The sequence below is a fragment of the Thermostichus sp. MS-CIW-25 genome (assembly GCF_054060015.1).
On record NZ_JBSSCS010000023.1, the window covers coordinates 1 to 21,730 of the forward strand.

The window sequence follows — 21,730 nt, forward strand, 5'->3', positions numbered from 1 at the left end:
ATACGAAGGCGAGGTCAAAACTGGATCTGGACGCATTGTTTCCTCGGTTTTGCCCCAGCTGGATTTGAGCGCGGAAGATATCTTACAAGCGCGTCGTTCTGTGTTTCATACTTTGCCAGGAGAAACTTATGCCGATTGGAGTGCCTCGGGTTCCTTACCGTTTGCCCGGCGAGCCCTATAGCCAGTGGATTAGCCTTGACGATCGCCTGTATCAAGAGCGGATTTTGTTTATCGGCGAGCCCATTGACGATAGCTTGGCCAATACCATCGTGGGGGTGATGCTCTACCTCAACTCGCAGGATCCGCAAAAGGACATTGTGATGTACATCAATTCTCCCGGTGGCTCTGTGACGGCGGGCATGGCCATCTACGACACCATGAACCACATCAAGCCAGATATCGTTACGGTTTGCGTGGGCCAAGCAGCTTCTATGGGAGCCTTTTTGTTGGCTGCTGGCACCAAGGGCAAGCGGTTTGCCCTGCCCCACTCCCGCATCATGCTGCACCAGCCTTCGCTGGGCACGATCCAAGGCCAAGCCAGCGACATTGAAATTCGCGCCCGCGAAACTCTGCGAGTCAAACGACGCATGAACGAGATCTTGGCGCAAACCACCGGCCAACCGCTGGAGAAAATCGAGCGGGATGTGGAGCGAGACTTTTACCTCTCGGCCACGGAAGCTCAGGCTTACGGCATCGTGGATCGGGTGATCCAAGAGCGCTCGGAAGCCATGGCCAGCTAAAGGGATCCCCCCCTTTCCCCCAGCAACAGGTCGAGGGGTTGGGAAAGGTTGGGAGGGATCCCTTCAAGGGGTGGAGTTCAGTGGACAACGCTGGGAGAACCGGTCGGATGGGCCAACGGCTCTGGAGTGCAGGACTGGGCTGCTGCGCGGGTCTGCTGCTGCTTTGGCCGAAAGCTTGGGCACTGCCCCCTGCCGATGAGATCCCGGAAGAGGTGTTGCGGGCCCAGCCCGACTTGCGGGCTCGCTCTCCGGTCGATAATCAGCCCCTCACCGCCGACGAAGCTCTAGAACTCCAGGAAGCCTTGGCAGCTCGGCCCGAAACCGGATCTGTCTCTCCAGAGGTGGAGCGGCTGATCTTTTTGCTCAGGCTGCGCAAAGGGTTTCGAGATCTGTTTCCCTTCCTGTTTTGAAGGTTCAGACCTGAAGAGGAGCCGGTGGGATCCCTTTTTGGTAACGGTAGGGTCCGGCGCGGGATCCCCAGGTTTGTTGGCCAGTGGCGGCGTCAAAGCCCCGATCCCAGGTGATGAATTCGCTGGGGGTGAGGTCGAACTCGATGTGGATATAGGTGCTATCCCCGGGGTTCAGACGACATTCTCCACCTGGCAGCATTTCGCCGTGATAGCAGTCTGGGCGCTTTTCCACCAAAATGCGACAACCGGGCAAATGCTCCAGGTCGGCCAAGGAGAGCTGCGCCAAGCGCTGCGGATCCTGAGAGGCACCTGCCCAAGCTGCTTGATCCCGCAATTTGTAGTTCTCGATCCGCAAGGGATCCCCCAATACCTGGAGCACCCGGCTGCGATAAAACTGGCCCGGCGTGTGCTGGTTAAATTGCTCGGTAAAAAAGCCGATCCCCTCCGAGAACAGGTGGGGAAGGCGCACGTACCAAAGGCTGACCGGCACAAACCACACCGGCTCTGCCATCGCCTGGGTGCGGTTGCTGTAGTAGCCCTCCAGCCAGTTGGCCAGGGTGTGCAAGTCGGAAGCGGATTTTTCGTCTACCATAGGGAGCTATGACAAAACTTACCCCCAGCTCTAGCTATAGCATTGCCCTGCGCATTCGCCTGCTCAACCAGCCGGGAGCCCTAGCCCGCGTCACCCAGGCCATTGCGGAAGTGGGAGGCAGCCTCAGCCAGATCGATCTCATCCACCAATCGGCAGCAGAAACGGTGCGAGAAATCTGTGTAGATGCCGTCAGCAGCGAGCATGCTCAGCAAATTTACGCCGCCGTTGCCTCCTTGGCCAATGTGAAGGTGGAGCGGGTGGTGGACCGCACCTTTGAGCTGCACCGCGGGGGAAAGCTGCAGGTGGTGGCCAAAAGCCCCCTGGAGAGCGCCGCCGATCTGGCCATGGCCTACACGCCGGGGGTAGGGCGGGTTTCTCTGGAAATTGCTGCCAACCCCGCCGCGGTCTATGAGTACACCATCAAGGGCAACAGTGTGGGCATTGTAACCGATGGCAGTGCCGTGCTGGGCTTGGGGAATGTCGGCCCGGAGGCAGCTTTGCCGGTGATGGAGGGGAAGGCGGCGCTGTTCAAGCGCTTTGCCGATATCGATGCCTTTCCTCTGTGCCTGGCCACTCAGGAGGTGGGGGAAATTGTAGAGACGGTGGTGCGCCTGGCGCCGGGATTTGGCGGCTTTAACCTGGAAGACATCAGCGCCCCTCGCTGCTTTGCCATTGAGTCTCAGCTCAAGGCCCGCCTCAACCTGCCGGTGTTTCACGACGATCAGCACGGCACCGCCATTGTGGTGCTGGCGGCGCTGCTGAATGCCCTGAAAGTGGTGAAAAAGAGCCTAGACGAGGTGCGCATTGTCCTCAATGGGGCCGGGGCAGCCGGCATTGCCGTGACGCAACTGCTGCGGCGGGCCGGGGCAGCCCACATCCTGGTCTGCGACCGCCAAGGGATCCTCAGCCGCTCCCGTTCCGATCTCACCCCCGAGAAGGCGGCCATTGCCGTCGAGGAGAAGGGATCCCTGGCGGAAGCCTTGGTGGGAGCGGATGTGTTTATTGGGGTGAGCGTGGCCAATGCCCTGACAGTGGAGATGGTAGAAAAAATGGCACCGGATCCCATCGTCTTTGCCCTGGCCAACCCGGTGCCCGAGATCCAGCCGGAGCTGGTGGGCAATCGGGTGGCAGTGATGGCCACGGGCCGCAGCGACTACCCCAACCAAATCAACAACGTGCTGGCCTTTCCGGGCGTGTTTCGCGGCGCCCTCGACTGCCGCGCCAAGCAGATCAACACCGAGATGTGTGTGGCTGCCGCTCAAGCCATTGCTGCCTTGATCCCTGCCGAAGAGTTGGATCGCCACTGGATCATCCCCTCGGTCTTCGACGGGCGGGTGGTTCCCCAGGTGGCCGCGGCAGTGATCCAGGCTGCCCGCCAAACCGGCGTGGCCGGGATCCCCTGAGGGCTGCCTACGGCACCCGGTGACAAGCCACAAAATGCCCCGCGCTCACCTCGCGAAAGGCCGGGGGTGGATCTTGACGGCACGCCTCTGTTACCCAAGGGCAGCGGGTGTGGAAGTTGCATCCTTTGGGCGGGTTGACCGGGCTAGGCACATCGCCCTTGAGGATGATCCGCTTGCGCCTGGCTTCCACTTCCGGGTCGGGAATGGGAACTGCCGAGAGCAGTGCCTGGGTATAGGGATGGAGAGGATTTTGGTAAATCTCGTCGCGATCCGCCAGCTCCACCACCTTGCCCAAGTACATCACCGCCACCCGGTCGGAAATGTGGCGCACCACGCTCAGGTCATGGGCGATGAACAGATAGGTGAGGCCGAACTGCTCTTGCAAAGACTGCAGCAAGTTAATCACCTGGGCCTGAATCGACACGTCCAAAGCCGAGATCGGCTCATCACAGACAATAAAATCCGGCTTCAAAGCCAAGGCACGGGCAATGACAATCCGCTGCCGTTGCCCGCCCGAAAACTCGTGGGGATAGCGGTTGACAAAGTTGGCATTGAGGCCGACCACCTCCAGCAGCTCCCTGACCCGCTCCTGCTGCGCTTTGCCCCCGGCCACCCTAAAGACTGTCAGGGGCTCCCCCACAATTGCCCCCACCGTCTGGCGGGGATTCAGAGCGGCATAGGGATCCTGAAACACCATCTGCATGCGTTGCCGCATGCGGCGCAGCTCTTCCGGGCTGAGCTGGGTCAGATCGACACCCCCAAAATACACGTTCCCGGCGGTGGGCCGATATAACTGCAAAATGGCTCGCCCAAGGGTGCTCTTGCCACAGCCCGATTCTCCCACCAGCCCCAGGGTTTCTCCCCGCCGCACCGCAAAACTCACCCCATCCACCGCCTTGACGGATCCCACCTGTCGTTGCAGGATTAGCCCCCGCCGAATGGGAAAATGCACTTTTAGGTTTTCGACGCGCACCAAGGTGGCTTGGCCGGTCTCAGGTGGGCAAGCATCGACAGAGGCGCTGGCCGGGAAAGAAGGGGGGTCAACCATGGGCCGTCCTCTCCAGCGATTCACCGTCCCCGCCGACACCGGCCACTGACCGCAGATGGGCTTTTCCTTCCGGCTTTACCCAGCAAGCCACCGCATGCTGGGATCCAACGGACTCCAGCTCTGGATTTTCGCTCCAGCAGCGGTCGATGACGAAGCGACAACGGGCCGCAAACGGACAACCCTTGGGATAGTTGACCAAATCCGGGGGCATGCCCTCAATGGGCTGCAGCTTTTCGCGGCGGCGCTCATCCAGGCGGGGGATGCTCTGCAGCAGGCCGATGGTGTAGGGATGACGGGGATTTTTGTAAAGCTGGTGCAACGGAGCTTCTTCCACAATCTGGCCGGCGTACATAACCAAGATCCGGTCGGCCAGGCCCGCCAAAAAGGCCAAATCATGGGTAATCCAGATAATCGCCATGCCGATCTCCTCGCGCAAGGCTTTGATCAACTCCACAATCTGGGCTTGGATCGTCACATCCAAGGCGGTGGTGGGCTCATCGGCAATCAACAGCTTTGGGCGGCAGGACAGGCCCATGGCAATCATCACCCGCTGCCGCATCCCCCCGGAGAATTGGTGGGGATAGTGATCCACCCGCTCGGCTGCTGCCGGGATCCCAACCATTTGTAACAGTTCAATAGTCCGCTGCCGTGCTTGGGCAGGAGTCATGCCCAGGTGCAACTGCAGAGCCTCGGCAATTTGTTGGCCCACTCGCAAGACAGGGTTCAAGGAGGTCATGGGGTCTTGAAAGATCATGGCGATCTGGTTGCCCCGGATGCGCCGCATTTCCGATTCTTTCAGCTTGAGCAGGTCTTGGCCGGCAAACAGCACCTCGCCCCCCACAATTTTGCCCGGCGGTGTTGGGATCAGCCGCATCACCGAGAGCATGGTGACACTTTTGCCGGATCCCGATTCCCCCACAATGCCCAGAGTTTCCCCCTCGTCCACGTGAAAGCTGGAACCGTTGACGGCCTTCACCACTCCATCCTGGGTATAGAACCGCGTTTCCAGCCGCCATACTTCTAACAATCGCGCCATGCTCCTGGGATCCTTGTCACCGCTACAGCAAAGGAAAAGGATTTCCCCTTATATGGCGAATTTTTCCAGAAAAATCCAGCATCCCTTAGAACCATTTAGACACAAACCAATTCAAGCTCAATCCCGACCGAGTTCAAGTCCAACCCTAAAGAGGAGCAGCACCTAAGGGTTGACGAAACCCTGCCACCATTCTTGCTCATCTCTACAGACATTTGCGTATCCATTTGCACCAAACGAGGGAACCCCATTCCCAGCAATCCAACCCTCTAGGGCTCTGCAAGCGGGATCTGGCAATACTGTGTAACGAATTACAGAAAAATCCCGTCCATCTGCTACCTTGCTGAAACCTAAACCTAAAAGAGGTCTTGATTGAGGCAAACCCTCATCCAACAAAGTTGACCTCAATCGGACCGCCGGGGGGGAACCTTACCCGGTTCTTGCCAGTCAAAGGCTGAAAATCTCTGGGATGACTTGGAGGCCATAGCGCCAGTCCCCTAGCTGAGTCTGTTTACAAGAGGTAAGTGTAAATGTCTTTTCATCCTTTCCAACGTCTGAGACTGCGGTTGGTCAAGCTGCGGCTGTGGTTGATTCCCCTGTTTGTGGTGGGAGGGTTGCTGGTTCACCAGCATTGGATACCCGTCCAGGCCCAAGCCGACGACACCCTGCGGTTGCTGTACTGGCAAGCGCCAACTCTGCTTAACCCTCACCTCTCCACAGGAACCAAAGACTTTGAAGCCAGCCGCTTGGTCTATGAGCCTCTGGCCAGCTTTGATGCCCGTGGTGAAATGGTGCCTTTTTTGGCAGCAGAAATCCCCAGCATTGAAAACGGCGGCGTTGCCAAAGATCTGACCTCTGTCACCTGGAAGTTGAAGAGCGGGGTCACTTGGGCGGATGGAGAACCCTTCACCGCTGAAGATGTGGTCTTCACCTACGAGTACGTTTCCAACCCAGAAGTGGGGGCGATTACCTCCGAATACTATGCCGATGTTGCCTCGGTGGAAGCTGTGGATCCGACCACGGTGAAAATCACCTTCAAAAAGCCGACGGTGGCTTGGTTTGTGCCCTTTGTCGGCAGCAACGGCATGATCATCCCCAAACATATCTTCAAAGACTACAACGGCCCTAACTCCCGCGAGGCCCCTGCCAACCTGGCCCCCATTGGCACTGGCCCCTACATTACCGAAGAGGTGAGGCCAGGGGATGTGATCGTCTATGTGGCCAACAAGAGCTTTCGGGAAGAGGGCAAGCCCTTCTTCAAGCGCGTGGAATTGAAGGGAGGTGGAGATGCCACCTCTGCGGCACGGGCGGTGCTGCAAACCGGCGATGCCGACTATGCCTGGAACACCCAGGTAGAAGCTGCAGTGCTCGCTCAGCTAGAGGCTACAGGCATTGGTCGGGTCATTCCCAAGCCTGGCCCGAGCATGGAGCGGATCGTTATCAATTTCTCCGACCCCAACGTAGAGAAAGACGGGCAACGCTCCCACAAGGATGTGCCCCATCCGTTCCTGACGGACTTGAACGTGCGCAAAGCCCTGAGCCTGGCTGTGGATCGGCAAACCATCGCCGATCAGATCTACGGCGTGGCCGGTACCCCCACCAATGACTACGTGTTATCTCCCGAAAACCTGCGGGCCAACGCTCCCTGGGAATTCAACCTGGAGAAAGCTGCAGCGCTGCTGGATGAAGCCGGTTGGGTAGATAGCAACAACAACGGCATTCGGGACAAAGGTGGTGTAGAGATGCGCATGGTTTTCCAAACCTCTGTTAACCCGGTGCGCCAGAAAACTCAGGAGATCATCAAGCAAGACTTCAGCAAGATCGGCATCGACCTGGAGCTGAAGAGCATCGATGCCAGCATCTTCTTCGACAGCGAACCCAACAACCCCGACAACCTGGGCCACTTCTACGCTGACCTACAGATGTACACCACTGGCAACGATAACCCGGATCCGACGAGTTACCTGCGCCGTTACCTTTGCGAGGAGATTGCCCAGAAAGAAAACAACTGGGCTAAGTCCAACGACTCCCGCTATTGCAACCCCACCTACGACGCCATGTTTGCCGAGCTGGTGGCGATGACCGATGCCAAAGAACGGGAGGAGCAGATCAAGAAAATGAACAACTTCCTGACAGTAGAAGATGTGGCGGTGATTCCTTTGATCGACCGCTCCAGCCCGGCGGCAGCGGCCAACAGCCTGGAAGGGATCGATCTCACCCCCTGGGATCTGGAACCTTGGAACATCAAAGATTGGACTCGCAAGTCCTAGGGGATCCTGTCGGGGAGGGGCGGGGGTGAGGGAGGGATCCCTTGCCTCTTTTTTTCCTCTCTGGGCAAGAAAGGCTTTCCCCTAACATTTTGCTGCCAACATCCCTACCATGATGGCATTGCTTTCATTTTTGTCTCTTTGTTTTTATGACGCGCTACTTGATTAATCGCCTGTTGATCTCCATTCCCACCTTGCTGGCCATCAGCATCGTGGTGTTTGCCATCTTGGCTTTGGCACCTGGGGATCCCATGGCAGAATTTGCCACCAATCCTGCCATCACTGCGGAAGTACGGGAGAACATTCGCCGTTCTTTGGGGCTAGATCAGCCGATTTACATCCGCTATGTGAAGTGGCTGTGGGCTTTTATGCAGGGGGATATGGGCTTTTCTTTTACCAGCCGCAGCCCCGTGTCGAACTTGATTTTGCAACGGTTGCCCACCACTCTTTGGATAGTTGGCACTGCATATATTATCGGCGCATTGCTGGCGGTGCCTTTGGGCGTGATCTCTGCCCTGAAGCGCTACACCCTCTTCGACCAAGTGGTGACGACGCTGGCTTTTGTTGGCTTTTCCTTGCCCACCTTTTTTACGGGTATTTTGTTCATCATCATTTTCAGTGTGCAACTGCGCTGGTTCCCCTTCATCTACAACAGCACGCTGCGGGTAACCGATTGGGCAAGTTTTGTGGCCCAGGTGCGCCAATCGATCATGCCTGTGACAGTCTTGGTGTTGTTCCAGGCAGCGGTGCTGATGCGCTTTGTGCGAGCCTCAATGCTGGAGCAAATGAACCGGGATTACGTGCGGACGGCCAGGGCCAAAGGCTTGCAAGAATGGGTGGTGGTGAATCGGCACATTTTGCGCAATGCCTTGATCCCGGTGGTAACGCTGTTGGCCCTGGATATTCCATCCGTGTTTACCGGAGCGCTGGTTACAGAGCAGATTTTTCGCGTACCTGGGATCGGCGCTTTGTTGGTGGATTCCATCTTCCGGGGCGATACGCCGGTGGTGATGGCCATCACCTTTATCTACGCCATCTTGATCGTGATTTTCAATTTGGTGGCGGATATTCTCTACAGCATTTTGGATCCGCGGGTGCAGTATACCCGCTAGGGATCCGGCTCTTCAACAATCTTTCACCCTCAAACTTCTAGAGGTGTCCGATGTCTGCTTCGATCCCTGCTCCCCCTCAAGCCAACGTTCAGGAACGCCCCCCGCGTACCCTGTGGGGGGATGCCTGGCGGCGCTTTCGTCGGGATAGGCTGGCCCTGTTTGGGACGGCCACCTTGCTGCTCATCATCTTGGGATGTGTGGTGGGCCCGCTGATCTACACAGCTTCCCCCAGCCAGATCGACTTTTCTCGTTCTCAACTGCCCCCCAGTTGGGCCCATCCCTTTGGCACCAACGACCTGGGACAAGATGTCTTGGCGCGGGTGTTGCGCGGCGGGCGAGTATCGCTTTCAGTGGGCATTACCTCAATGCTGGTGGCCATTACGATGGGCACCTTGATCGGGGCGATATCGGGGTTTTATGGGGGTTGGATCGATGTGGCCCTGATGCGGTTTACGGATTTGTTTCTCTCCTTGCCGCAATTGCCGCTGTTGTTGTTGGTGATCTTTCTGTTTCGAGAGAGCTTGCGACGCTTGGCAGGGCCAGAAACGGGGATTTTTATCCTGGTGGTGCTGGTGATCGGCAGCTTGAATTGGATGTCGGTGGCGCGGCTGGTACGGGCCAGCTTCTTGAGCGTGCGGGAAATGGATTTTGTCTTGGCGGCTCGCGCCATTGGGGCTCCGGCCCGTCGGCTGATCTGGGTGCATATTTTCCCCAATGTGCTCAGCCCTGTGATTGTGGCGGCGACGCTATCAGTAGGGACGGCGATCATCACCGAGTCAACGCTGAGCTTCTTGGGGCTGGGGTTCCCGCCGGATGTGCCCACTTGGGGCAGATTGCTCTTCGATGCCCGCAATTACCTGGAGCAAGCGCCCCACATGGCCTTCTTCCCCGGACTGATGATTTTTTTGACCGTGCTGAGCATCAATTTTGTCGGGGATGGATTGCGAGATGCCTTGGATCCGCAAATGCGGCAACGGTGAAGTTCGTTGTTTTTCCTTCTGATTTTTTGAAACTTAACAAAGCTCCAAAGGACTCCTCCTCAAAATATTATACCATATAAAATTTTTGTATTTCTTTCACGGTTCTGGCATCAGCGGTTATCCTTAGTTCCAACTCCTTCTCGCCCAACGCTCTCTGTTGTCATGGCTAAGCCCTTTAACGTCCACATCGTTACTGCTCTCGCGGCTGCCGCCATTGCCTCTCTGCCTCAGCCAGCTTTTAGGAGAGCTCTCACGGTGGCTCTTGTAGCAGGAGCTGGCAGTGTAGCGGCTCAGAAAGTAGAGCGTAACAAATCACTGGCAGGATCCCAGGCTCAAAGAGGTCAGGTTGTCTTAGAGCTGCCTCGTCCTTCCTTTGAGCAATTTCAGGAAACGGAGGATCAGCTTCTACAGAAGGATGAGGAAACCCAGAGACAGGCACCAGAGCAGCTACGAAGCGCTCAGGCAGAGAACCTGGAACCGGGGAATCAAGCTGCACAAAAAGAGGAAGAGATCCAAAGACTGTTAGTGGATCTGCAAAAATGGCGGCAGTCCGCTACAAATTTGTCTCAGCAAGTTCAGGAAAAAGAGCATCTGCTGCGTAGTAAGCAAGACGAACTTGCACAGCTACAAGCTCGGCTTCAGCAGAGCAATGAGCAAATCCAGGCTCTGAAAGCGCAACTGGCTCAGCAGGCTCATTCGATTGAAAAGCTTCAGCTCCAGGAGCAGAGAATCAGGGATCTCTCTCAGCAAATAGAAGAAAGGAAGCAGCAACTACGCAATTACGAAAGCCAGCTCTCTGAACTACAAGCTCAGCTCCAGCGGAAGAACGAGCAAGTCACAAGCCTGGAAGCTCGGGTAGCTGAGCAAAACTGCCTGATTGAGAAGCTCCAACTCCAAGAGCAAAGAGCCAGGGATCTCTTTCAGCAAATTGAGGAGAAAGAACAGTGGCGGCAAAGTTACGAAAGGCAGCTTTCAGATCTGCGACGCCAGCTTCAACAGAAAGATGAAAAACTACAAGAATTAGAGATAGAACTAGAAGACCGGAACCAAAAGATCAAGAGTCTTGAAGAGGAGAGAGATTTTCTTAATTTAAGTGTAGAAGGTTTTCAAAAGACTCTGTCTGTGCAGTACCAATGCAAAGGGGATAAACGTTACAGAGAGCAGATCTTATCAGAATGTGATATAGTATTAAGGCTAGAAAATGAGAGAGACTTTTACCCACAAGAGGCTAAGAGCTTTATCCTGGAAATTCTACGCAGGGCAATTAACCAAGTGCACCAAGAAAGTCGAGTTCAGCATATCCTTAAAGACTTAATCCAGAGTAACGATGCATGTGAGGGCGACAGTTGCCGCCAAAGCATTAGAGAATTTGTAGACCACTGGTTTTGTGACTACCGAAAATGGAGTAATCGTGCCGAAAAAGAGCTTCAGAATTTTGGTTTTGAGCTTGTTTCAGAATCCCCTCACATCAAGATTTGCTTTTATGGGGATCGACGTTATTTGATTACCCTGTCTAAGACTGCTGGAGATTGGCGTGCCGGTCTTGAAATCGCTCATGATATTCGCAACAAAATCTTCGGCCTATAGACTGAGTAAAGCCGATTGCAGACTTATTTCTCATTCAAAGGATAGAGATCCCACTGGTTACAGACCTTGCCCGAAAAAATCACACTCAGTCTTGATAGGCTGGAGCTGACACCCGAGCGCCAGGGATCCCTGCCATGTTCTACCTGCCGGTCTCGCTGCTGTTGTTTTTCATGCTGGTGTTGCTGCTGCCTTTCCTCTGGCTGGGGCTGGCAGTGGATGTGGTGGCGCTGGCGGTGGGAAAGCTGGGGTTCTCGCGGGAGGGAGCGCTGTTACTGCTGCTGGCCATCCTGGTGGGCAGCTCGGTCAATATTCCCCTCTATCGGGTGAAATGCGAGGTGACGCTGGTGGAGGACTTAGCCAGCCTGTGGATGCGGCAATTCTGGGGGATCCCTTTGGCGAAAATCCCTCAGGAGACGGTAATTGCCTTGAACGTGGGCGGGGGGTTGATCCCGGTGCTCTTGGCCCTATATCAATTTGGGCGGGCCGACAGCGTGCTGATCCTGGCGGTGACGGCGCTGGTAACCTTGGTCAGCTACCATGCTTCCCACGTGGTGCCGGGGATCGGCATTCAGATGAATCCTCTAATTGCCCCAGCTACAGCAGCCTTGGCCGCTTTGTTCTGGGCTGGGGATCAGGCGCCAGCAGTGGCCTTTGCCGGCGGGGTTTTGGGTACCCTTATCGGGGCGGATCTCCTGCACTTGCCGGAGGTGTTGCGGCGCAATTGCTCAGGCATTCTCAGCATTGGCGGGGCCGGGGTTTTCGATGGCATTGCCCTCTGCGGCCTGTTTGCCCTGCTGCTGAGCTAAACCAGCAAATAGGTAAGGGAAAGGGTGATGGATTGGGCGGGATCCAGCCAACGCAAGTCGGGATCCCCTAAGGACTCCGTCCCGCTGGCGCGATCGGAGGCACGCTGAGTCAACTCCTCGAGGAGCGTTTGCGTCCATTCCAGCGGCCCATTGAGCAACATCGGCGAACGGGCTACCCCCAGTTTGCGGGCCATAGCCTTGAGGGCTTCCAAGCTGGCGGACAGGGGGCGGGTGCTGGCCACAAACAACAGCTCCGTCAGCCCTTGGTCATGACAGGTGAGCAAGTCAGAGCTCACAGCAGAGCGCAGCTCGCCATCGACCTCCGGCAAGGGTGGCAAAGTTAAACTGCTCTTGGCTTCCAAGCGAAGAGGTGTGGTGAAGTTGTCCTGAGGCAGGGGGGCCAGCAGGTGCAGTTGTCCGGTCGGGTCGATCAGCAACAGGTAGCCGAACAGATGCTGATCGCTGTTGTTGCAAAGGGTGAGATGCAAGGGATCCCCCCGCATAAACCGTTGCATACCCACCTCAGCAGGAGCAGAGGCTACAGACTGGACAAGGCGTGCTGCCAACGGGGGAGCTAAGGACTCCGTCCCGCTGGCGCGATTGGCAGCTTTACCTTTGACGGCCAACTCCGCCACCACCGCCAAGGAAGAGGAAACCGCATTGAGGGTGGTGCGCAAACGTTTGGCAGCCAGCAGATGGGCAAGACGGGGAGCTAACCGCTGGACGGCCATTGCTGCGGCTTCTCCTGCCGGGCCACAAGAATTCAGGAGCAATTCTCGCCCCGGCCAGAACAGGCTGTAGCTGTTCACTTCCAGAGGCTTGAGCAGGGTGTCCGACCGTTCGCGCCAGCGGGACGGAGTCCTAAAAGCAGCGGCCATTTCCGGGGTGATGCGGCCCAACAAACAGTCCACCTGTCGCTCGCGGGGGTTGGCCGTTTCCATCCAGCTATAGCCGGCAATGGCATTGGTCAGATCCACCTTTTCAATGCGGCCCAGGTTCTCCTCTAGGCCAACCAAAAGCTTGAGCGTGCTGGAGAGGCCGCGCAGCTGCTCCCGCAAAGGTGTGCCCACAGGGGGAAGCTGCCCTTCCGGACTGGCCATCTGAACCTGAGCCAACAGCCCACTGCGAGAACGCATGAGCAGCGGCGTCGGCGAAGAGGCGGAAGGATCGGCGGGAATGGGAACCAAAAGAGTACCCGGCTGCAAACCACACAGGGCCGCCGACGGGATCCCGCCCAACCACACCTGAGCCCGATTCCCCTTCACTTCTTGGACTACCCCGCTGACCCCTGCCGGTGTGGGCATGAGAAAATAGGGGTGGATGTGTCGAGCAGTGTCTTTGCCTTCCAAGGTGGGGCGTTGGCAGGCGAAGAGGCCCAGCTCCCGCCGGCTAACCACTTGGTTAAAGGCCACCAGCAGACGGGTGGCAGGCGTGGTTTCCCACAGGTACTGCGTCAGCAGATAGGTGAGTACCCCGGCATAGAATCCCGGCCAAGCAGCTTCTGCTGCCAAGTCCTGGGGAGTGGTGGCCGAAATCAGCAAGCCCTTGGGCGGAGACGGCCAAACCCGCTGGGGTTCCGAGGAGTCTGGGATGGCGGCTGGGGGACGGGAACGCAGTTGCAAGTTGCCTCGCACCGACGGCGAGACATAGGTAAAGCCACAGTCCAGAAGGGTGGTGATCTGGGCAGTGCCCAAGCCTTCCAAAAGCCGGAAAAAGCTGTCTAGCTCCATTGCTGCCACTCCCTCAGAGCCAGACAACAGCAGCACCGGCTGCCAACAGTTGGGCGCGGATCCCAGCCGCCACTGGCCATAGCCGCTAAACTGCACCACTACCGTTTCAGCCGTGTGACCTTGACCCCCCAAGTGCTCTGCAAAGGCCGATTGGATCCCAGCCGGCGTGGCTGCCCCATCGGTAAGGGTGAGAATGTCTGCCGGGTCAAAACCAAAGCGATAGAGGAGTAGCTCCCGCTGCAACTCCACATCTGTCAAACACCCTTGTAGCGCGGATCCCTCGCCAAGGTAGCGGTTAATACCGATGAGAACAGCCAGCTTGCGGGAGCCGGCCGCCAAAGCTTGCCCATATCGCTCAGCCCGGCCCCTCAACCAGCCAGGGGATAGGCCAAGACCGGCAGCAACCAGGAGGAGTTTTTGCAGAAAAGACCGCCTTTCCATGTTGACCCTCTGGGCTGACCCCCGGCCCAACGACTACCCCATCGGCCAGCGAGCCACAGCTAAACTTTGCACTGGAATCTGTTGCTGCCTATTTCAGGATATCCCCATCCACACAGCTTTTTCGCGAGATCGGGTGACAGTTTTTGGCGTTTTCTTTGCATTCCTTAGCAAACCCCCGCTACTTCCCAGGGGGGATCCCACGGCAGCGCTCTTCTATCAGACAACGGGGAAAGTGGGAGCAGAAGCCCGGTGAAGTCAGTACTCAGCGGTTTAGAAAATAGGGCAAGTGAGCCCCACGCTCCGGCCAATGGAAGCGGACGAAGGGAACCAAAATGAGCCCAGCCATCGCCAGACAGCACAGGCCAAAGTAGAGGTGAAAGACCCCAATCGGAGCGGCTGGTTCTGGGCTTCCTCCTGCCAGGGATCCCAGCGCTAAGGCCAAGAGATTGTTCAAGGCATGAGCCAAGACAGGCAAGGTCAGGGAGCGAGTCTGCAAGTAGAACAGGCCCATCACCAAGCCGAACACCGTCAACCCGACTGGGTTGGGGTGCAGCAGGCCGAACACCACAGAAGAAGCCAGTAGCCCTCTGGAGAGGCCCCACTTGAGGCCCCAGCGGTGTAGCAAGATGCCGCGAAACAGCCACTCCTCCGTTATGGGGGCCACCACCCCAATCGAGAGCCAGCGCAACCCCTGATACACCTGCGGCCAGGCCATTTCTCCATCCTCTTCCCCCAGTGAGTGCAGCATCGACTCCGCCAGCTCCGGCGCAGGCAGGGATACCAGGTAGAGCATCAACAAAGTTGTGCCCAGGGAGAGCACCAGCAAAGCCGGCACCACCCGCAGCAGGGATCCCCAGGGAATAGCAGCCCGCCAGTTGCCCCACAGCCGCCTCATCTGCAGATGGGCTTGCTGCCCCCGCCGCCAGCTCCAAATACAGGTGAGGACAAAAGTGGAGCAATAGACCAGGTAGGCCAGCAGTGGATCATCCGGTGGGAGATGCAACATCTGGGCCAAAGCCACGGCTCCCAAACCCACGCCCAGGTTGATCACCAAGAAGGCCAACAGCAGGTGGCGCGCCTTAAGGGCTGCAAATCCGGTCGAACTCGGCTCGGCAGGCGGCAGAGGGGGGGATCCAGACACAAAGGCAGAGATCGCGGTTTTCCCATTCTAGGTTTGGCGGGGATCCCCGTAGGTGGGCTGCTGTCACCTTCTCCGGGAGAGGATGAAGATCCTTTTCTGAAGGTTTGGCCGGCCTTTTCAAGCCCAATCGAGCAGGCCGGTGGCCGCCTCCAAGAGTCGCCAGGCTGAGCCAGCAAGTTAAGATGTGTTACGGAATCCGTTGGGGCATCTATGGGCGCAACACCGTCAACACCGGTAGTGACAACAGCAGCGAGGCAGCATAACTTGGGTTCCGCAGCGGCGGACTCTCCGGTTATGACCATCCCGCCAGCAAATCTGGGAGTGGCACCGGAGTTGAGCCTGCGTTATGACCCAGAACAGTTGGCCAAGCAATATCGAGGGCGCTGGGATCTGGTGGTGCGGCGCCTGTTTCAGTTGATCACCCCTTTTTTGGGCTTGTTGGCCTGGGTGTTTTGGGATCGCTGGCGGGGAGTAGAGCTGAAGAATCGCCCCAAACACGCGGCCCGGCTGCGGGAGATCCTCACGGAATTGGGGCCGACGGCCATCAAAATCGGCCAAGCCCTCTCCACCCGTCCCGATCTGGTTTCGCCCCTGTTTCTGGAGGAACTGGCCAAACTGCAGGATGAGCTGCCCCCCTTTGACAATGCCATCGCTTTTGCCCTCATCGAGTCGGAAATCGGCAAACCCGTAGACAAAATCTTTCGAGAAATCAGCCCCGAGCCGATTGCCGCCGCCAGCTTGGGGCAAGTGTACCAGGCCTACTTGCACAGCGGGGAGAAAGTCGCCGTCAAGGTGCAGCGGCCCGACTTGATTGGGCGCATCTCTCTCGACATGTATATTGTCCGCAGCCTGGCCGCCTGGGCCAAACGCACTTTCCGCCGCATCCGCAGCGACCTGGTGGGCATCGTCGATGAGTTTGCCGGGCGCCTCTACGAAGAAATGGACTACACGCAGGAGGGCCGCAATGCCGAGCGGTTCCTGGCGCTGTACCGTCACCCCTCCATCTATGCCCCCAGAATTTACTGGGAGTACACCCGCACCAAGGTGCTGACGATGGAGTGGATTGATGGCATCAAGCTGACTCAGGTTGACAAAATCGCTGCTGCGGGGCTGGATGGACGGCACTTGATCGAGATCGGTGTCAATTGCTCCCTCAAGCAGCTTTTGGAAAATGGCTTTTTCCACGCCGATCCCCACCCGGGCAACCTCTTGGCCATGTACGACGGGCGGCTGGCCTATATCGATTTCGGCATGATGAGCACCATCGCGCCCCATCAGCGCTACGGCCTGATCAAGGCGATTGTGCATTTGGTAAACCGAGACTTTGCCGGGCTGGCCCAAGACTACGTGGACTTGGAGTTCCTGGATCCAGATACCGACCTGACTCCCATCATCCCTGCTCTGGAAGCTGTCTTCGCCGAAGCGATGGGCAAATCGGTCTCCGAACTGAATTTCAAGAGCATCACCGATCGGCTCTCGGGGGTGATGTACGACTTTCCCTTTCGAGTTCCCGCCTACTACGCCTTGATCATCCGCTCTTTGCTCACCCTGGAAGGGATCGCCATCGGCCTGGATCCCAACTTTAAGGTGTTGAGCGTGGCCTATCCCTACGTGGCTCAGCGCCTGCTCACCGACCCGGCCCCGGAGCTGCGCGTATCTCTGCGGGAGCTGCTGTTTAACCAGGGGCAATTTCGCTGGAACCGCCTGGAGAACCTGCTGCGCAACGCCGTCAACAGCGAGGATTTTGACCTGCAGGGATCCCTGGAAAAGGCCGTTGATTTTATCTTTTCTGAGCGGGGCGCTTTCCTGCGGGAGCGCCTAGTGGATGTGCTCTTTTCCAGCTCGGGATCCCAGGGTGGCTCAGATGGCTTGGCTCATTTGCAGCGTCTGTGGGAACTCCTCAGCAGCAACCCGAGCTTTCAGCCGCTGCAGCTTCTGCCGATTGTTGCCAAGGTGGCTGCCAAACCGGAAGCTCAACAACTGGGCCGTCAATTGGCCTCCCGCTGGTTGCAACGCTCGGCAGCTCGCCTCATCCGCGACCTGCTATTGCCGGATACAGAAAAGCCCAGTTCACCCTCTTCCCTCAACGGGCGTGGCGGGATCCCTGGGCCAGCAACCTCTGCTTCTACCGCTCAACTTCCCCTTCCGGCCTAGCTCAGGTGCTCTTGGGGGGCAGTATCGCTGTTGGGGTTAACAGAGGCCAGAGCCAGCGTAATCCACTCGGAAAATTCATCGCGGCGGAAAACCTGGGGGCGGGAGCGGGGGCCAAAACGCAGCAGGCTGGGCATGCCGTGCTCCTTGAGTCGAGACTGTAGCCAGGTGCCCACACCGGTTTTGCCATCGTTGGGCATTTCGGTTTGGAAGTCACTGTACATCAACAACAACTGGCTGCGAGATTGGAGCACCGCATTCTCTTGAATTAACTTCGGCAAGGAGAGGTTGGTGGCTGGAACTGCCCCTTTGCTCCCTTTGGCCGATTCACGACGACGGTCGCGCGGGCGCGGGTTAGTGCTTTCACGGCTCTTGCGGGTTTTGGGTTCACTAGGCATAGAATCTCCTAAACGACAGAGTGCTCCCCAACGGGGGTTAAAGCGGGAACTCGCAGGCCAAAAGCCGAGCCCGCTGTGAAAGTGGCTCAATGGGTACAGTTCTGGAGCAATCGCTGAGAAGAGTGACACGTGGTCTTGAGTAAGCGAAGAAGAACTGCGCTGAGCCGGCACGAAAGGCTGGGATCCCTTCGGCGCAACAGCAGTCCACAGCGGGCCGAGCTCCTGCCAATACATCCAAGGCCTGCCCTTGTTTTTCCTGTCGGAGGCCAGTTTGGCTACCACGAATCCGCAGGGCAAGCAAGCCCGGATGTTACCCCTATATTGACTTAAAAATGGACAAGTGGACAGTCCCTGGCCGAGAATTTAGCTGCTGCGGCGGGAGCTTCGGAAGGAACTAGGCTTGCCCGCCGGTGGCGAGTATCGCTGAGCTACGGGAGCAGCCTCCTACTACACCTGGAAGCGGTTGTTGGTGGTGTCCAAAAAGGAGTTTCACTGGCTTACTGAGATACTATGCGCATTGCCATTGTCGGGTTGGGGTTGATTGGCGGATCCCTGGCCCTCAAACTGACCGAAAAGGGATATCCCGTCTGGGGGATAAGCCGCAACCCGGCCACCTGCAAACAGGCTCTGGAACGGGGTGCTGTCCAAGGCTGTGGAACCGAGTTGGCCCAGTTGGCTCGCTTTGATCCGCAAATGGTGCTGATCTGTACCCCTCTGGAGCAGGTGTTGGCCACGCTAGCCGCCCTGTTGCCTTATTTGTCGGCAGAAACCGTGGTGAGCGATGTCGGCTCGGTTAAGCAGCCCATCGTTGCTCCGGCAACCGAATTGTGGCCCTGGTTTGTGGGGGGGCACCCCATGGCCGGCAAAAGCCTGCAAGGGATCCAAGCGGCAGAAGCTGACTTGTTTCGGGGGCGGCCCTACGTGCTCACTCCCATCGCCGAGACCCAACCTCAGGCTCTCGATGCGGTGAAAGAACTGATTGCTGCTGTTGGCGCAGAAGCTGTCCTCACGGATCCCGCACGCCATGACCGAGCGGTGGCCTGGATCAGCCATTTGCCAGTTATGGTCAGCGCCAGTTTGATCGCAGCGGTTAGCCAAGAAGGGGATCCCGCGATTCTGGAATTGGCCCGCACTTTGGCCAGCAGCGGATTCCGCGATACCAGCCGTGTTGGCGGAGGGATCCCGCAATTGGGTTTGGAAATGGCCCGCCACAACCGACAGGCGCTGCTGACTGCCCTGAGCAGCTACCAAGCTCAGCTGCGACAGATAGAGCAGTTGATCGCTGGCGAAAAGTGGGACGAATTGCTCCGGGTGCTGCAACGAACTCAACAAGAATGGCAGCAGTTCCCCGTCAACCATCCTCGCGAAATTCTCCACAACCTGGGCGGTGGGAATGGATAGTAGACGTACTCCCCCAAGACTGGGGATCCCAGGGGGGCGGGGGAGTTCATGCTACCTTGGGCTTATGTTGACAGATTGAGCTTATGTTGAATGCGGCTCAGCTCTGGCTTTACCACCTAGAACAATGGGCAACTGAGCTGGTGCAGTTTCAACTGCAGCACCTTTCTCCCGTTAGTCTGTTGGTGGTGGGTCTGGCGGGCTTGCTCACCAGTCTTTCCCCCTGCACGTTGTCTATGCTGCCGGTGACCATCGGCTACATCGGCGGCTACACCCCCGCTTCTGAGGAAACGGCTGGGGAAGGGCGGCGGCAAGTTTGGGCTCAATCTTTGGGTTTTGCGGCTGGGGTGGCTTTTACCCTGACCCTGCTGGGTTTGTCGGCAGCTTTGCTGGGTCGCGTTTACGGACAAACCGGATCCTTCGGGCCTGTTGTGGCGGGGGGAATTGCCATCTTGATGGGGCTGAACTTGTTAGAGGTGATCCCCCTGCGTTTTCCCGATTGGTTTAACCGCCTCGAGATTCCCGGAGAATGGCCCAGGCTGGGTCGGGCAGTGTTGCTGGGGTTAACTTTTGGCCTGGTGGCCTCTCCCTGCAGTACGCCGGTTTTGGTGGCTTTGCTGGCCTGGGTTTCCACCACAGGGCAACCCTGGGTAGGAGGCGGGCTGCTGCTGGCTTACGGGCTGGGATTGGCCTTTCCTCTGCTCCTGGCGGGGGTGTTTACCGGGTTGGTGAAGCAACTGTTGGCCCTGCGGCGCTGGTCGGGCTGGCTCACTTATGCCAGTGGGGTGGTGTTGGTGGGGTTCGGCAGCGTAACAATCTTGTCGGCTTGGGCCTAAGGGATCCCTGCTGCTGCAGGCTAAGATGGGGCTACACCTACAGCACCCTGTTGAAAACTGCGCCTTGCCTGGCAAAAACGGCGATCTGAATCTTGAGCCGACAAACTTCTCATGGTCATATACTCTCTCCCGCTTGCCCGCTGGGTTTCCTCGCTGCGGCGGTACTTTCGTCATGAGCTGCTGCCGCTGCTGGCGGATCTGCGCCTGGCCATTGGCCTTTTGTTGGCAATTGCGGTCTTGAGCGCCACCGGCACGGTAATTGAGCAAGAGGAAACAGCGGCTTTTTATCAAGCCCACTATCCGGAGCATCCGGCCCTGTTTGGCTTTCTCACGTGGCGGGTGATCCTGAACTTGGGATTGGATCACGTCTACCGCACCCCTTGGTTTCTGGCCATTTTGATCCTGTTCGGCAGCAGCCTTGCCGCCTGTTCCCTGACGCGCCAATGGCCGATGTTGAAGGTGGCTCGCCGTTGGAGCTATCTCACCCGCCCGCAGTCTTTTCAGCGCCTGCCGTTTCGGACGTATCTGCCTCAGCAATCTTTACAAGGTCTGCCGGAGCGGTTGCGCCGACAGGGCTATCTGGTGTTTCAGGAGGGCCATTACCTCTACGCCCGCAAAGGGTTAATCGGCAGGATCGGCCCCATCTTGGTGCATGTCAGCATGCTGCTGATCTTGCTGGGGGCGATTTGGGGCAGCATTAGCGGCTTCAAGGCCCAAGAACTCATTCCCAGCGGCAGCGTGGCTTCCATTCAACACTTGACCGGAGCGGGAGATCTGGCTCGTGCTCACTTGCCTACCTGGCAAATTCGGGCCAATCGCTTCTGGATTGACTACGCTCCCGATGGCCGTGTCAAGCAGTTTTATTCCGACCTCTCGATCTTGGATCAGGGTCAGGAGGTCAAACGTCAGACCATTTCCGTCAACCATCCTCTCTCCTACCGGGGTGTGACCCTTTACCAAGCCGATTGGAGCATCGACAGCATCCGCATCCGCATCAACAACAGCCCCACTTTTCAAATCCCGGTGGTGCCGGTGCGTACCGAGGCAGGCAACAAACTCTGGGGCGCTTTTGTGCCCACCCAGCCGGACATGAGCCAGGGACTCACGCTGCTGCTGCCGGATTTGCAGGGGACAGCCCTGCTCTACGACACTGAAGGGCAATGGATGGGATCCCTGCGCCAAGGCATGAGCTTGGCCCTCGACGAAATCGCTCCCCAACGCTTCCCCAACCCGCTCACTCTGCATCTGGATGAGGTGATCGGCGCTACCGGACTGCAAATTAAATCGGATCCAGGGATCCCTGCGGTGTATCTCGGATTTGGCCTGTTGATGGTGGGGGTGGTGATGAGCTACTTCAGCTACAGCCAAATCTGGGCTTTGCAAACGGAGACGGGGCTCTACTTGGGGGGTAAAACCAACCGCGCCTTGGTCACCTTCGAGCGAGAATTCGCCCGCCTGGTGGAGCAACAAGAGATCACCTTCTCTCTTTCCCAGATTCCGGCAGAAGCTGAGATTGGCTAGGCGCAGCTTTTTTCGGTAAAACCAGCCCCGGTCGATATAGCCCTATCTTCTGCGCAATAGGGATCCCGCTCGTCTACAAGATCTGGTTGTGAGGTTGAAAACGCTCATCCTCGCGAGGTTACCTGCCAGTTGGCAC

Annotated in this window: 18 protein-coding genes; 12 read left to right on the forward strand and 6 right to left on the reverse strand. The window is 57.6% G+C overall.

Annotated features, from left to right (window positions below; translation table 11 throughout):
• Positions 1 to 128 precede the first annotated feature (128 nt).
• Positions 129 to 740 (forward strand): ATP-dependent Clp protease proteolytic subunit, encoded by a 612-nt coding sequence (locus tag ACVWZ1_RS09270; RefSeq protein WP_011432257.1) that lies wholly within the window; start codon positions 129 to 131, stop codon positions 738 to 740.
• Positions 741 to 847: 107 nt separating this feature from the next.
• A complete protein-coding gene (locus ACVWZ1_RS09275; RefSeq protein ID WP_457503208.1) occupies positions 848 to 1,150 on the forward strand; it encodes a hypothetical protein in 303 nt (100 codons plus the stop codon).
• A 4-nt stretch (positions 1,151 to 1,154) separates the two neighbouring features.
• Here the strand turns inward: ACVWZ1_RS09275 and ACVWZ1_RS09280 are convergent, their stop codons facing one another.
• Positions 1,155 to 1,742: a chromophore lyase CpcT/CpeT gene (locus ACVWZ1_RS09280; protein ID WP_011432259.1), complete on the reverse strand. Its 588-nt coding sequence runs from the start codon at positions 1,740 to 1,742 to the stop codon at positions 1,155 to 1,157.
• A gap of 8 nt (positions 1,743 to 1,750) precedes the next feature.
• Here ACVWZ1_RS09280 and ACVWZ1_RS09285 point away from each other — a divergent pair, with 8 nt between their 5' ends.
• Positions 1,751 to 3,145 carry a malic enzyme-like NAD(P)-binding protein gene (locus ACVWZ1_RS09285; protein ID WP_457503210.1) on the forward strand — a complete coding sequence of 465 codons (1,395 nt, stop codon included), beginning with the start codon at positions 1,751 to 1,753 and terminating at the stop codon, positions 3,143 to 3,145.
• Positions 3,146 to 3,152: 7 nt separating this feature from the next.
• On the opposite strand, the gene ACVWZ1_RS09290 is transcribed toward ACVWZ1_RS09285, so the two are convergent.
• Positions 3,153 to 4,193 (reverse strand): ABC transporter ATP-binding protein, encoded by a 1,041-nt coding sequence (locus ACVWZ1_RS09290; RefSeq protein ID WP_457466920.1) that lies wholly within the window; start codon positions 4,191 to 4,193, stop codon positions 3,153 to 3,155.
• Complete coding sequence (locus ACVWZ1_RS09295; protein ID WP_414358329.1) at positions 4,186 to 5,229, reverse strand: ABC transporter ATP-binding protein; 1,044 nt, start codon at positions 5,227 to 5,229, stop codon at positions 4,186 to 4,188. The genes ACVWZ1_RS09290 and ACVWZ1_RS09295 overlap by 8 nt, the downstream gene beginning before the upstream one ends.
• Before the next feature lie 527 nt (positions 5,230 to 5,756).
• Here ACVWZ1_RS09295 and ACVWZ1_RS09300 point away from each other — a divergent pair.
• From ACVWZ1_RS09300 to ACVWZ1_RS09320, 5 genes are all read left to right on the forward strand, one after another.
• On the forward strand, positions 5,757 to 7,496 hold the full coding sequence (locus ACVWZ1_RS09300; protein WP_457503211.1) for a peptide ABC transporter substrate-binding protein: 1,740 nt from the start codon (positions 5,757 to 5,759) through the stop codon (positions 7,494 to 7,496).
• 146 nt (positions 7,497 to 7,642) lie between these two features.
• Positions 7,643 to 8,605: an ABC transporter permease gene (locus tag ACVWZ1_RS09305; RefSeq protein ID WP_457503212.1), complete on the forward strand. Its 963-nt coding sequence runs from the start codon at positions 7,643 to 7,645 to the stop codon at positions 8,603 to 8,605.
• Positions 8,606 to 8,655: 50 nt separating this feature from the next.
• Positions 8,656 to 9,585, forward strand: coding sequence for an ABC transporter permease (locus ACVWZ1_RS09310; RefSeq protein ID WP_414358445.1), 930 nt, complete (start codon positions 8,656 to 8,658; stop codon positions 9,583 to 9,585).
• Between the two features lie 162 nt (positions 9,586 to 9,747).
• A complete protein-coding gene (locus ACVWZ1_RS09315; RefSeq protein WP_414374240.1) occupies positions 9,748 to 11,172 on the forward strand; it encodes a coiled-coil domain-containing protein in 1,425 nt (474 codons plus the stop codon).
• A 134-nt stretch (positions 11,173 to 11,306) separates the two neighbouring features.
• A complete protein-coding gene (locus tag ACVWZ1_RS09320) occupies positions 11,307 to 11,978 on the forward strand; it encodes a DUF1614 domain-containing protein (protein ID WP_457503214.1) in 672 nt (223 codons plus the stop codon).
• Here the strand turns inward: ACVWZ1_RS09320 and ACVWZ1_RS09325 are convergent.
• Both ACVWZ1_RS09325 and ACVWZ1_RS09330 read right to left on the reverse strand, forming a co-directional pair.
• A complete protein-coding gene (locus ACVWZ1_RS09325) occupies positions 11,975 to 14,149 on the reverse strand; it encodes a caspase family protein (RefSeq protein ID WP_457503216.1) in 2,175 nt (724 codons plus the stop codon). The two genes, ACVWZ1_RS09320 and ACVWZ1_RS09325, sit on opposite strands and share 4 nt — an antisense overlap.
• A gap of 262 nt (positions 14,150 to 14,411) precedes the next feature.
• Positions 14,412 to 15,290, reverse strand: coding sequence for a CPBP family intramembrane glutamic endopeptidase (locus tag ACVWZ1_RS09330; protein WP_457503217.1), 879 nt, complete (start codon positions 15,288 to 15,290; stop codon positions 14,412 to 14,414).
• Positions 15,291 to 15,584: 294 nt separating this feature from the next.
• On the opposite strand from ACVWZ1_RS09330, the gene ACVWZ1_RS09335 reads away from it, so the two are divergent.
• Positions 15,585 to 17,444, forward strand: a complete 1,860-nt coding sequence (locus ACVWZ1_RS09335; RefSeq protein WP_457466914.1) for an ABC1 kinase family protein — start codon at positions 15,585 to 15,587, stop codon at positions 17,442 to 17,444.
• Here the strand turns inward: ACVWZ1_RS09335 and ACVWZ1_RS09340 are convergent.
• Positions 17,441 to 17,839, reverse strand: a complete 399-nt coding sequence (locus ACVWZ1_RS09340) for a hypothetical protein (RefSeq protein WP_414357461.1) — start codon at positions 17,837 to 17,839, stop codon at positions 17,441 to 17,443. The two genes, ACVWZ1_RS09335 and ACVWZ1_RS09340, sit on opposite strands and share 4 nt — an antisense overlap.
• A gap of 510 nt (positions 17,840 to 18,349) precedes the next feature.
• Between ACVWZ1_RS09340 and ACVWZ1_RS09345 the strand changes: the two genes are divergently transcribed.
• The 3 genes from ACVWZ1_RS09345 (at position 18,350) to ACVWZ1_RS09355 (ending at position 21,594) form a co-directional block, all read left to right on the forward strand.
• Positions 18,350 to 19,240, forward strand: coding sequence for a prephenate/arogenate dehydrogenase (locus ACVWZ1_RS09345; RefSeq protein ID WP_457503218.1), 891 nt, complete (start codon positions 18,350 to 18,352; stop codon positions 19,238 to 19,240).
• Between the two features lie 83 nt (positions 19,241 to 19,323).
• A complete protein-coding gene (locus ACVWZ1_RS09350; RefSeq protein ID WP_457503220.1) occupies positions 19,324 to 20,073 on the forward strand; it encodes a cytochrome c biogenesis protein CcdA in 750 nt (249 codons plus the stop codon).
• A gap of 111 nt (positions 20,074 to 20,184) precedes the next feature.
• Positions 20,185 to 21,594, forward strand: a complete 1,410-nt coding sequence (locus ACVWZ1_RS09355) for a cytochrome c biogenesis protein (RefSeq protein WP_457503221.1) — start codon at positions 20,185 to 20,187, stop codon at positions 21,592 to 21,594.
• The last annotated feature ends 136 nt before the right edge of the window (positions 21,595 to 21,730 follow it).

Bases quoted from the DNA above. Each gene is read 5' to 3' on its own strand.
- ACVWZ1_RS09270 (WP_011432257.1), top strand. From the start codon at position 129: ATGCCGATTGGAGTGCCTCGGGTTCCTTACCGTTTGCCCGGCGAGCCC.
- ACVWZ1_RS09275 (WP_457503208.1), top strand. From the start codon at position 848: ATGGGCCAACGGCTCTGGAGTGCAGGACTGGGCTGCTGCGCGGGTCTG.
- ACVWZ1_RS09280 (WP_011432259.1), bottom strand. From the start codon at position 1,742: ATGGTAGACGAAAAATCCGCTTCCGACTTGCACACCCTGGCCAACTGG.
- ACVWZ1_RS09285 (WP_457503210.1), top strand. From the start codon at position 1,751: ATGACAAAACTTACCCCCAGCTCTAGCTATAGCATTGCCCTGCGCATT.
- ACVWZ1_RS09290 (WP_457466920.1), bottom strand. From the start codon at position 4,193: ATGGTTGACCCCCCTTCTTTCCCGGCCAGCGCCTCTGTCGATGCTTGC.
- ACVWZ1_RS09295 (WP_414358329.1), bottom strand. From the start codon at position 5,229: ATGGCGCGATTGTTAGAAGTATGGCGGCTGGAAACGCGGTTCTATACC.
- ACVWZ1_RS09300 (WP_457503211.1), top strand. From the start codon at position 5,757: ATGTCTTTTCATCCTTTCCAACGTCTGAGACTGCGGTTGGTCAAGCTG.
- ACVWZ1_RS09305 (WP_457503212.1), top strand. From the start codon at position 7,643: ATGACGCGCTACTTGATTAATCGCCTGTTGATCTCCATTCCCACCTTG.
- ACVWZ1_RS09310 (WP_414358445.1), top strand. From the start codon at position 8,656: ATGTCTGCTTCGATCCCTGCTCCCCCTCAAGCCAACGTTCAGGAACGC.
- ACVWZ1_RS09315 (WP_414374240.1), top strand. From the start codon at position 9,748: ATGGCTAAGCCCTTTAACGTCCACATCGTTACTGCTCTCGCGGCTGCC.
- ACVWZ1_RS09320 (WP_457503214.1), top strand. From the start codon at position 11,307: ATGTTCTACCTGCCGGTCTCGCTGCTGTTGTTTTTCATGCTGGTGTTG.
- ACVWZ1_RS09325 (WP_457503216.1), bottom strand. From the start codon at position 14,149: ATGGAAAGGCGGTCTTTTCTGCAAAAACTCCTCCTGGTTGCTGCCGGT.
- ACVWZ1_RS09335 (WP_457466914.1), top strand. From the start codon at position 15,585: ATGACCATCCCGCCAGCAAATCTGGGAGTGGCACCGGAGTTGAGCCTG.
- ACVWZ1_RS09340 (WP_414357461.1), bottom strand. From the start codon at position 17,839: ATGCCTAGTGAACCCAAAACCCGCAAGAGCCGTGAAAGCACTAACCCG.
- ACVWZ1_RS09345 (WP_457503218.1), top strand. From the start codon at position 18,350: ATGCGCATTGCCATTGTCGGGTTGGGGTTGATTGGCGGATCCCTGGCC.
- ACVWZ1_RS09350 (WP_457503220.1), top strand. From the start codon at position 19,324: ATGTTGAATGCGGCTCAGCTCTGGCTTTACCACCTAGAACAATGGGCA.
- ACVWZ1_RS09355 (WP_457503221.1), top strand. From the start codon at position 20,185: ATGGTCATATACTCTCTCCCGCTTGCCCGCTGGGTTTCCTCGCTGCGG.